This window comes from Nocardioides humilatus, assembly GCF_008373755.1.
Taxonomy (GTDB): Bacteria; Actinomycetota; Actinomycetes; order Propionibacteriales; family Nocardioidaceae; genus Nocardioides; species Nocardioides humilatus.
On record NZ_VUJV01000197.1, the window covers coordinates 1 to 347 of the forward strand.

1 protein-coding gene is annotated in these 347 nt (G+C 42.1%); it reads right to left on the bottom strand.

Translation table 11 applies throughout. The annotated features are described in order from the left end of the window. Positions 1-347, bottom strand: a 347-nt coding sequence (locus F0U44_RS24440) for a hypothetical protein (RefSeq protein WP_188113657.1), incomplete at both ends; no start/stop codon positions are given.

Below are 347 nucleotides of genomic sequence, written 5' to 3' on the forward strand. Positions count from 1 at the left end.
GGGGTCTCTTTCTCTTGGATACTGCGATGAGCTTTAATTTTATCAGGTTTCGCTTCAACTGAGGTAGCGTCGGGAGCAACAACGTGATTTTCAGGGGGCTTTGCTACAGCTGCAGCCATTTTTGCAGTTGTGTGCTCTTGCGTGACGTTCGTTTCGGTGGTAAAATATTTCGTTGTCAATTTTGGATCAGGTTTTGTTGTGAGTTCTTTATTTAACTCCGTTTTCACAGTCGTGGTGGTGTAAGGACTTGAGGCTTTGGTACTAGCAGCGGTTGGACTTTTTATGGTTGTAGTAGTAATTTCACTTTTTGTTTTCGTACCTTTTGTGCAATTCAATAAATCTCTGAC